The 8,643-nt window shown below is 71.2% G+C and carries 10 protein-coding genes and 1 pseudogene; 6 read left to right on the top strand and 5 right to left on the bottom strand.

From position 1 onward, the window contains the following. A pseudogene (locus tag CFP66_RS10715) lies at window positions 1–2,115 on the top strand (hypothetical protein); the annotation flags it as partial. Window positions 2,116–2,160: 45 nt separating this feature from the next. Then, window positions 2,161–2,844 (top strand): hypothetical protein, encoded by a 684-nt coding sequence (locus CFP66_RS10710; protein WP_143517211.1) that lies wholly within the window; start codon window positions 2,161–2,163, stop codon window positions 2,842–2,844. Between the two features lie 111 nt (window positions 2,845–2,955). Here CFP66_RS10710 and CFP66_RS10705 read toward each other — a convergent pair whose 3' ends face one another. Beyond that, complete coding sequence (locus CFP66_RS10705) at window positions 2,956–3,813, bottom strand: HPP family protein (protein ID WP_158228063.1); 858 nt, start codon at window positions 3,811–3,813, stop codon at window positions 2,956–2,958. Window positions 3,814–3,885: 72 nt separating this feature from the next. Between CFP66_RS10705 and CFP66_RS50250 the strand changes: the two genes are divergently transcribed. Next, entirely contained in the window at window positions 3,886–4,005 is a 120-nt protein-coding gene (locus CFP66_RS50250; protein WP_369805009.1) for a VOC family protein, read from the top strand. Between the two features lie 52 nt (window positions 4,006–4,057). On the opposite strand, the gene CFP66_RS10695 is transcribed toward CFP66_RS50250, so the two are convergent. Beyond that, window positions 4,058–4,942, bottom strand: a complete 885-nt coding sequence (locus CFP66_RS10695) for a helix-turn-helix domain-containing protein (RefSeq protein WP_094922677.1) — start codon at window positions 4,940–4,942, stop codon at window positions 4,058–4,060. A gap of 139 nt (window positions 4,943–5,081) precedes the next feature. Between CFP66_RS10695 and CFP66_RS10690 the strand changes: the two genes are divergently transcribed. Together CFP66_RS10690 and CFP66_RS10685 are read left to right on the top strand one after the other, a co-directional pair. Next, window positions 5,082–6,053: an aldo/keto reductase gene (locus CFP66_RS10690; protein WP_094922675.1), complete on the top strand. Its 972-nt coding sequence runs from the start codon at window positions 5,082–5,084 to the stop codon at window positions 6,051–6,053. Between the two features lie 85 nt (window positions 6,054–6,138). After that, window positions 6,139–6,435 carry a DUF1905 domain-containing protein gene (locus tag CFP66_RS10685; RefSeq protein ID WP_094922674.1) on the top strand — a complete coding sequence of 99 codons (297 nt, stop codon included), beginning with the start codon at window positions 6,139–6,141 and terminating at the stop codon, window positions 6,433–6,435. Between the two features lie 13 nt (window positions 6,436–6,448). Here CFP66_RS10685 and CFP66_RS47125 read toward each other — a convergent pair whose 3' ends face one another. After that, on the bottom strand, window positions 6,449–6,874 hold the full coding sequence (locus tag CFP66_RS47125; protein WP_143517210.1) for a MerR family transcriptional regulator: 426 nt from the start codon (window positions 6,872–6,874) through the stop codon (window positions 6,449–6,451). A 51-nt stretch (window positions 6,875–6,925) separates the two neighbouring features. On the opposite strand from CFP66_RS47125, the gene CFP66_RS10680 reads away from it, so the two are divergent. Continuing rightward, window positions 6,926–7,735 (top strand): CPBP family intramembrane glutamic endopeptidase, encoded by an 810-nt coding sequence (locus tag CFP66_RS10680; RefSeq protein ID WP_158228062.1) that lies wholly within the window; start codon window positions 6,926–6,928, stop codon window positions 7,733–7,735. On the opposite strand, the gene CFP66_RS10675 is transcribed toward CFP66_RS10680, so the two are convergent. Continuing rightward, window positions 7,668–8,210 (bottom strand): TetR/AcrR family transcriptional regulator, encoded by a 543-nt coding sequence (locus tag CFP66_RS10675; protein ID WP_198961366.1) that lies wholly within the window; start codon window positions 8,208–8,210, stop codon window positions 7,668–7,670. The two genes, CFP66_RS10680 and CFP66_RS10675, sit on opposite strands and share 68 nt — an antisense overlap. Further along, window positions 8,207–8,530, bottom strand: coding sequence for a multidrug efflux SMR transporter (locus CFP66_RS10670; RefSeq protein WP_094922671.1), 324 nt, complete (start codon window positions 8,528–8,530; stop codon window positions 8,207–8,209). The genes CFP66_RS10675 and CFP66_RS10670 overlap by 4 nt, the downstream gene beginning before the upstream one ends. Between the last annotated feature and the right edge of the window lie 113 nt (window positions 8,531–8,643).

The raw sequence follows: 8,643 nt of genomic DNA, 5'->3' as shown, positions 1-8,643 counted from the left end.
AGTTACAACCGGGGTAGCTACAACGTCGGTAACTCGAATGTGGGTAGCTACAACCGCGGTGACGGGAATGTGGGGAGTTACAACCGGGGTAGCTACAACGTCGGCAACTCGAATGTGGGTAGCTACAACCGCGGTGACGGGAATGTGGGGAGTTACAACCGGGGTAGCTACAACGTCGGCAACTCGAATGTGGGTAGCTACAACCGCGGTGACGGGAACGTGGGGAGTTACAACCGGGGTAGCTACAACGTCGGCAACTCCAACGTGGGTAGCTACAACGTCGGGAACCACAACGTCGGGAACCACAACGTCGGTGACCGGAACGTGGGGAACCGGAACGTCGGTAACGACAACCGGGGTGACGACAACGTCGGTGACCGGAACGTGGGGAACCGGAACCGGGGTAACGACAACCGCGGTGACGACAACGTCGGCGATCGGAACGTGGGGAACCGGAACGTCGGCAACGACAACCAGGGGAACGGCAACGTCGGAGACCGGAACGTCGGTAACGACAACCGGGGTGACGACAACGTCGGTGACCGGAACGTGGGGAACCGGAACGTCGGTAACGACAACCGGGGTGACGACAACGTCGGCGATCGGAACGTGGGGAACCGGAACCGGGGTAACGACAACCGCGGTGACGACAACGTCGGCGATCGGAACGTGGGGAACCGGAACCGGGGTAACGACAACCGCGGTGACGACAACGTCGGTGACCGGAACGTGGGGAACCGGAACGTCGGTAACGACAACCGGGGTGACGACAACGTCGGCGATCGGAACGTGGGGAACCGGAACGTGGGGAACCGGAACGTCGGTAACGACAACCGGGGTGACGACAACGTCGGCGATCGGAACGTGGGGAACCGGAACGTCGGCAACGACAACCGGGGTGACGACAACGTCGGTGACCGCAACGTGGGGAACCGGAACCGGGGCAACGACAACCGGGGTGACGACAACACCGGCGATCGCAATGTCGGGAACCGGAACGTCGGCAACGACAACCAGGGGAACGGCAACGTCGGAGACCGGAACGTCGGTAACGACAACCGGGGTGACGACAACGTCGGCGATCGCAACGTGGGGAACCGGAACGTCGGCAACGACAACCGGGGTGACGACAACACCGGCGATCGCAACGTCGGGAACCGGAACATCGGCAACGACAACCAGGGGAACGACAATGCCGGCGATCGGAACGTCGGGGACCGGAATCTCGGCAACGACAACCGAGGGAATGACAACGTCGGCGATCGGAACGTCGGGGACCGGAACCTCGGCAACGACAACCGGGGCAACGACAACAACGGCAACAACAACATCGGCAATCAGAACACCGGCAACGGGTTGCGCGGCAACGGCCAGAAGCAGGGCTGGGACCCGGGGGCTACGCCGACGGTGGTCGGGGTCGGCGTGGACCTCGCCAACAACTACCACCGGGGAACCGGCACCTACAATGATGCAGCGACCCGGCACAACCTTGCCGCGGCCAGGGCGAGCGGGCGGGGCGACCTCAAGGCCGTCGAACGCCACCTGAGGCTGGCGAACTACTACCAGGACGCGTCGGGCAGGCTCCAGAAGATCACCGAGAGTCGGTTGCCGCGGGGCATCCATGGCTACATCCCGCAGGGTCTGCAGAAGTTCAGTGCGAGGACCGGCGCGGACCGGATCAACCGGGTGCAGGTGGACGGGCCGAACGGCAAGGTTCGGGTGATGGGCGACAGCCGGGTCAAGGAGACCGTGCGGCGTGGGCTGACCAAGGTCGCCGGGGCGAGCACGATCGTCGGTGTCGGTATCGACGTCGCCTCGGGCATCTCGAACGGTGAGGACCCGGCGCACGCGGTGGGCCGGGCGGGTTCGACCGCGATCGTGGGCGCCGCTGCCGGGGCCGGGGCGCAGGCAGCGATCATGGCGGCCGGCGCGGCTGCCGCCGTTCCGGTTGCCGGGTGGGCGGTCGCCGGCGGCATCGTGGTGGGTGTCGGGGTCTCGATCCTGTTCGCCAACACCGACGTCGACGACGCGATCGGGGACGCGGCCAAGGGCGCAGTGGACGGGGTCAAATCGGCGGGACGCGCCGTCGGCGACTTCGTCGGTGGCTTGTTCTAGCCTGCCGCGGACATGCCGGCGGGTGCGAATGCGAAAGAGGTGGCGATGTCAGCCGGGGACCTTCCCCCTGTACCGGACCCGTCCGGGCAACCGAGGCCGCCCGCGGCACCGCAGGTCGAGGGTCCGTGGCGCGACGAGCGTTACCGGTTGGAGGTCGGCCACCACCAGGTCGCCGACCAGCTGTTCGTCGCCAGGTCGGGGCAGGGGCCCCCAGCGCTGGAGAGCGCCTCGGCGGATCGCCCGCCGGGGCGCTGGCGGGCCGCCGCCCTCGGCGCGGTGTACACGGTGGTGCCGGTCACCGTCGTGGTGGCGATCTTCCTGTGGTTCACCGCCGAGGACCGGACGGGTGCCTACCTGATCGCGGCCGCGGTCGTTGCCGTGGTCGCGGTACTGGCTTTCGGGTACCACGCGTCCGACCCCACGGTCGTGCTGCGCGCCGGCGCCCTCGCCGTCGCCGAGGTGGACACCGACGGTGACGGTGTCGACCTGCCGCTCTACGAGCTGCGCACGATCCGCGTCCTGGACTCGCCGAGGGGCCTCGCGCTCCGGCTCGTCGGGCCGAATGCACAGCGGCTGACGCTGCCGTTCGGGCTGCTGGAGGCGAACCCGCAGCTCTGGGACCTCGTGTACAACGGCATCCGGCATTCGGACGCCGCCGGAGCGGAGATCGACCCCGGCACGCGGCGGCAGCTCCACCTGGCGCCGGGCGACCCCGAGACCACCGCGTGACGCGAGCCGCAGCTCGACGTGATCACCAGTCTGGTGCAGGAACGGCAACATGGCGCCGTTCCTGCACCAGTTCGGCGATCACTGCGGATGGCGGCCCGGCCTGTCGCCGGTTCAGATCACGTCGCTGCGGCTGAGCACACCCACGAGCCGGTCGCCGTCGACCACCGGGAGGGTGCGCAGGCCGCGGTCGGCGATCAGGGCCCGCGCTCCGCCGACGGTGGCGCCGACGGCCACGACGAACGGCGACCTCGTCATCACGGCGCCGACCGTGGCGTGCGCCGAGCGGCCGGCCAGTGGGTCGGTGAGGATGTCGGCCTCGCTCAGGATCCCGACCAGCCGCCAATCGCCCTCGACGACCGGGAGTGCGGTGTGGCGATGCTGCAACATCAGCTCGGCGGCCAGGGTGACCAGGTCCGCTGCGGTGACGGCGACGACCTCGTGGGTCATCACGTCGCGCACCGGGGTGTCCGGGCCCGGGGCGGGCCCGGGGCGGCGGCCGCGTTCGTAGGCGAACAGGGGGTCGTCGGCCGGCACGTCGCGGCCGCCGAAGAAGCGCCGCCCGCCGCCGCGGCGGGTGCCGTCGCGGTATCGCAGCAGGTCGCTACGGGTGACGACGCCGACCAGGTTGCCGCCCTGCACGACCGGCATCACCCGCAGCTCCCCGTGGCTACGCAGGCGCTGGGCGACGACCGCCGCGTTGGCGTTGGCCGACATCGACAGGACATCCGGATTCATGATCGCCTCGACGGCGACGTCCGCGTCGGCCTCCGAGCCCGCGGCGCCGTACTCCTCGCGGAAGCGCAGCACATCGAGCAGGCTCACCATGCCGACCAGCCGGAACGAGGGGGTGACCACCGGTAGCGCGCTGAAGCCGTAGCGGGTCATCTGGTCGACCGCGGCGGACACGGCTTCGTCGGAACGCACCGTGACGACGCGGGAGGTCATGACGTCCCGTACGAGTTGTGCCATCGGACCGACGTTAGTGAGTCCCCGCCGTCCGCACGGCACGAACTGGGGGATTCGTCGCACCAACATCGGACAATGAGCCTCGACCTCTTCGCCGGGATCCCGGTCCGCGACCTCGCGGCCGCCTGCGCCTGGTACGAGCGATTGCTGGGGTCCGAGCCGGCGTTCCTCCCGAACGACGCGGAGGCGGTCTGAGAGCTCGCCGAGCATCGCGGGAGACCTCCTCCAACGGCGTGCGCAAGGTGATCTACCGCGATCCCGACGGCAACGAGATCGGCTTCGGCGGTGGCCCGGCCTGAAGGGCCGAGGTCGTCGCCGTGGGCAGTGCGTCCAGCGCCGCGGCGGTGGCCGCGTCGGCCGGGAGGTGGACGACCAGGCGCTGCTCCTCGGGGCCGGGCAGTAGGAGGCTCTCGAAGGCCAGCTGCAGCATCCCCGCCGTCGGGTGCACCCACCGCGCGACACCTGTCCACGGGGGCAGGACTGCCGCCGTGGCGTACCGGCGGCCGAACGCCACACCCACGGTGATGGACAGCTCCTCGGCGAGCGCGGACGCCGCGCGGTCACCGAGGTCGGCGGCGGCCCGCAGGGCGGCGGCGCGCTCGTCGGCCACGTCCTCCCAATCCGGGAACACAGCGCGGGACCGCGCGTCGGCGAAGGTGAATCGCACGAGGTTGGGCTCGGCGCCGTCGAGCAGCCCGACCGGACCCGCGAGCCGTCGGAACCCGGCGGTGCAGGCGAGTACGTCGTACTGCGGGTCGACGACGAGCGCGGGTGTGGGCTCGAGGCGCTCGAGCAGGGCCAGGACGGTGGGCCGGACCGTCCGCGGTGGCGGGGTGGCCTGCGGGCAGGCCTGCCCGTCCGCGGTCTTGACCATCCGGTGCACGTGCACCCGCTCGTCGGGTGAGAGGCCGAGCGCGTCGGCGAGCGCCCCGACCACCTGCGCGGACGGATGTCGGTCGCGGCCGCGCTCCAGCCGCGTCAGATATTCGACGCTGATGCCGGCCAGCGACGCCAGCTCCTCCCGGCGCAGGCCGGGTGTGCGACGGCGGGAGCCGACCGGCAGCCCGACGGCGCTCGGGGCGATCGCTTCCCGCCGGGTGCGCAGGAAGGCGCCCAACGCGTTGTCGGCCACGTCGACGAGCGTAGGGGGTCCCTGGCACGGTCTCCCTACGACGGCGGGCTCGGTCGATGCTCGATGGCATGAGTACGTTCACAGCCGCAGGAACTGCGTATCCGATCTCCGCGCGCGACCAGGGCCCGGAGGGCTGACCGTGCGGTACCGCCTCTTCGGCCGGACCGGCCTGCGGGTGTCGGAGGTCTTCCTCGGCACCATGGTCCTCGACGACGCCGCCGTGGCTCGCAAGATCATCGACGCGTACGCGGACGCCGGTGGCAACGTCCTGGACACCGCCTCGGCGTACGGGAACGGGGAGGAGCTGCTGGGCTCCGTCCTCGAGCGGCGCGACCGGTTCGTCCTCGCCACCAAGTACACGCTCTCGCGCGACGCGAGCGACCCGAACGCCGCCGGCAACCACCGCAAGAACCTCGTGCTCTCCGTGGAGCAGAGCCTGCGGCGGCTGCGCACCGACTACCTCGACGTCCTCTGGGTGCACATCTGGGACCGGCACACCCCGCTGGAGGAGACGGTGCGCGCGCTGGACGATCTCGTGCAGGCCGGCAAGGTCCTCTACCTCGGCATCTCCGACGCGCCCGCCTGGGTCGTCGCCCGGGCGAACACGCTCGCCGAGTGGCGGGACCGCACCCCGTTCGCCGGCCTCCAGGTGCCCTACAGCCTCCTGCGCCGCGACGTCGAGCGGGAGTTGCTGCCCATGGCGGAGGCGTTCGGGATGTCCGTGGCGGCGTGGGCGCCGCTCGCCTCCGGGGTGCTCGCCGGCGGCCGTCGCCCGCGTCGGGTCGACCCGTCGGCGCTCACCCCGCGCGACCACGCCGCCGTGCAGGCCGTGCAGGGCGTCGCCGAGGACCTGGGCGCCACCCCGGCCCAGGTGGCCATCGCCTGGACGCGCAGCCGGTCCGCGGCGGTGCACCCGCTGGTCGGTGCCAGCTCCGTCGCGCAGGTCACCGAGAATCTCGGTGCACTCGACCTCGTCCTGCCCGACGAGGCGGTCCGGCGGCTGGAGGCCGCGGTGGAGTTCGAACTCGGGTTCCCCGGCGACTTCATCGCCGAGTGCGAGCCGAGCCCGTTCGTGTTCGGCGACCACGCGACGGCGGTGAGAGGCCGCTAGAACACTCCTGAGTCGGATGTCGAATCCGGGTGCGCGTCCTCGTCATCAGAGGGACGGCCACGGTGGACGTCCCCGAGGAGGAGCCATGAGCGAGAACCAGGCGCTGGACCACGATTTCACCGCCACGCTGGAGAAGAGTCCCGAGCCCGGTGGCTGGACCTACGTGGTGATGCCCGGCTCCGCCGAGTTCTTCGGCACGCGGGGGCTGGTCAAGGTGCGCGGCACCGTCGACGGCCACCCGTTCCGCAGCTCGTTCATGGCGCTCGGCGACGGCCGCCACAAGCTGCCCGTGAAGGGCGAGCTGCAGCGGGCCATCGGCAAAGGCCCGGGCGAGAGTGTCACCGTGCACCTCGCCGAGCGGATCGTGTCGGGGAAGCCGTAGCTCCGATCGCGTTTCACGGCAGCGTGCAGGCGCGCTCCCGCACGGTTTCGACGATCACCTCCTCGAACCGGGCGCAGGCCTCGGCGTCGCCGGCGGCGCCGTGGTCGAGCACCCGCCGGGTGAGCTCCTGGGCGGTCCGGAGGGCGGCGATCCGCTCGTCGACGGCCGCGTGGTGCGCCTCGAGCAGGGCGCGGCGGCGCTCCGGGTCCGCGGCGAGGACGTGCCGCATCCGGTCGAGGCCCAGCTCCATCTGCTTGCCCAGCACGATGATCGCGATCCGGTGCAGGTCCTCGGCGCCGTACTGCCGGTTCCCGGCCGCGTCCCGTCCCGGGTGCAGCAGGCCCTCGTTCTCCCAATGCCGCAGGACGTGCGCGGGAACACCGCACGCGCGCGCGACGTCACCGATCGTCCGCCTGCCGTCCTCGCGGGTTGCGTTCACGTCGACATGAAGGCGCAGGGTCGACCCGTCCGTCAAGTGGGAGGAGGAGGAGTGAACGATTCGATCCGACGTCGCTCGCCCGTCGCGTTCGTCGTGCTCCTGTGCCTTCTCACGATCCCGTTCTGGCTGTTCGGCGCCGCACCGCTCGGTCTACCGGTGGCGCTGCCCGTCGGGGCGCTGATGGCGTTCTGCCCCGCCGTCGTCGCGGTGGCGCTGATCGGATGGGGGGAGGGGTGGGTGGGCGTGCGCCGTCTGCTGGCCGGCAGCATCGACCCGCGAGGTGTGCGGCCCTGGACCTGGTTCCTCCCGATCGTGTTGCTGGTGCCGGCCGCCACCGCCGTGGCGGCCGGGGTCCTCGCGCTGTCGGGGCGACCCCAGACCGTGCCGGCCGCCGCGTTCCTGCTGGTCGCGGTGCCGGTGGTGGGAGGTCTGGGGTTCCTCGCCGCCGTCGGGGAGGAAGCCGGTTGGACCGGCTACCTGCAGGACCCGCTGCAGGAGAGGTGGGGTGAGCTCGGCGCGGGCGTCGTGATCGGCGCGGTCTGGGCGACCTGGCACCTGCCCGGCTGGTACCTGCAGCTCGACCGCACCGCGGCGTGGACGGCCGGGATGTGGGTGTCCACGGTGGCGCTGCGCGTGCTCGCCGTACGGCTGCGCAACGCGTCGGGCGGCAGCGTGTTCGCCGCGGTGCTGTTCCACGTGGTGGTGAACCTGTGCAGTCTGCTGTTCCCCGACCAGTACACCCCGCCGCTGATGGCCTCGATCCTGGTCGTGCTCGCCGTCCTGACGAGGGTTGTCACGGGCGCACCAGCCGCCTCAGGACCTCGTGCACCTCGGCCGCACTCGGCGGGGCCGGCGAGCTGAAGCAGCGCATGAGCAGCCCGTCTACGGCGGCGGCGACCCCGGTGCGGGCCACCGGGTCGGGGACGTGCGGGGCCAGGAACGTGTCGAGTGCGGTGTTCCAGCGCTCGACCTCGGGCCAGAGGGCCGGACGGCGAGCCGCGATGAGCCACAGCTCGTACTCGGCGGCCACGTACGCGCGGCGCGCGTCGCTGCCTTGGGCGATCACGCCCGCGAGCGCGACGAGGGGCTCGGCGTCACGGGCGCAGGTGTCGAGCTGGCGCACGTAGTCGTCGTTGCAGGCGGCGAGCGCGGCGACGAGCAGGTCGTCGACGGCGGGGAAGTAGTAGGTGACGGCGCTCGGGGGCACTCCCGCCTCCTGCGCCACCACGCGCTGGCTCACCGCGGCGACCCCGGCCCGCTCGATGACCCGCATGGTGGCGTCGAGGAGCAGGCGGCGGCGCTGCTCGCCCTTGCGCCGCCGCCCGTCGGCGGTCAATGCCGGCCTCCCAGCTCGAGGGCGAGCACCCCGGCGATCACGAGGGCGATGCCCCCGGCCTGCACCCAGGTCATGCCCTCGCCGAGGAACACGGCGCCGATGATCGCGACGAGCGCGACGCCCGCGGCCGCCCACAACCCGTACGCGACGCCGAGCGCCATCCCGCGGGTGAGCGCCTGCGACAGCAGGGCGAACGCGGCGACGTAGCCGACCACCACGACGATCGACGGGACGATTCGGCTGAAGCCCTCCGAGAGCTTCAGCGCGGTGGTCGCCGCCACCTCGGTGAGGATGGCGCCGACCAGGAAGAGCCAGGGCACGGGAACCTCCCCACGAAAACCTGAGCGATTGCCCCAGATTCTACTGGAGCGAATGCTCAGGTTTCCGTGTGCGGCTCGTCACGCGTCGGCGCATGTGGCGGTGCCGGTCGACG

The sequence above is a fragment of the Pseudonocardia sp. MH-G8 genome, assembly GCF_002262885.1.
Taxonomy (GTDB): Bacteria; Actinomycetota; Actinomycetes; order Mycobacteriales; family Pseudonocardiaceae; genus Pseudonocardia.
This window is presented reverse-complemented; position numbering and strand designations above follow the sequence as displayed.

What these genes read in the sequence shown, in the direction of transcription:
- CFP66_RS10710 (WP_143517211.1), top strand. Translation starts at nt 2,161, where the DNA reads ATGTCAGCCGGGGACCTTCCCCCTGTACCGGACCCGTCCGGGCAACCG.
- CFP66_RS10705 (WP_158228063.1), bottom strand. Translation starts at nt 3,813, where the DNA reads ATGGCACAACTCGTACGGGACGTCATGACCTCCCGCGTCGTCACGGTG.
- CFP66_RS50250 (WP_369805009.1), top strand. Translation starts at nt 3,886, where the DNA reads ATGAGCCTCGACCTCTTCGCCGGGATCCCGGTCCGCGACCTCGCGGCC.
- CFP66_RS10685 (WP_094922674.1), top strand. Translation starts at nt 6,139, where the DNA reads ATGAGCGAGAACCAGGCGCTGGACCACGATTTCACCGCCACGCTGGAG.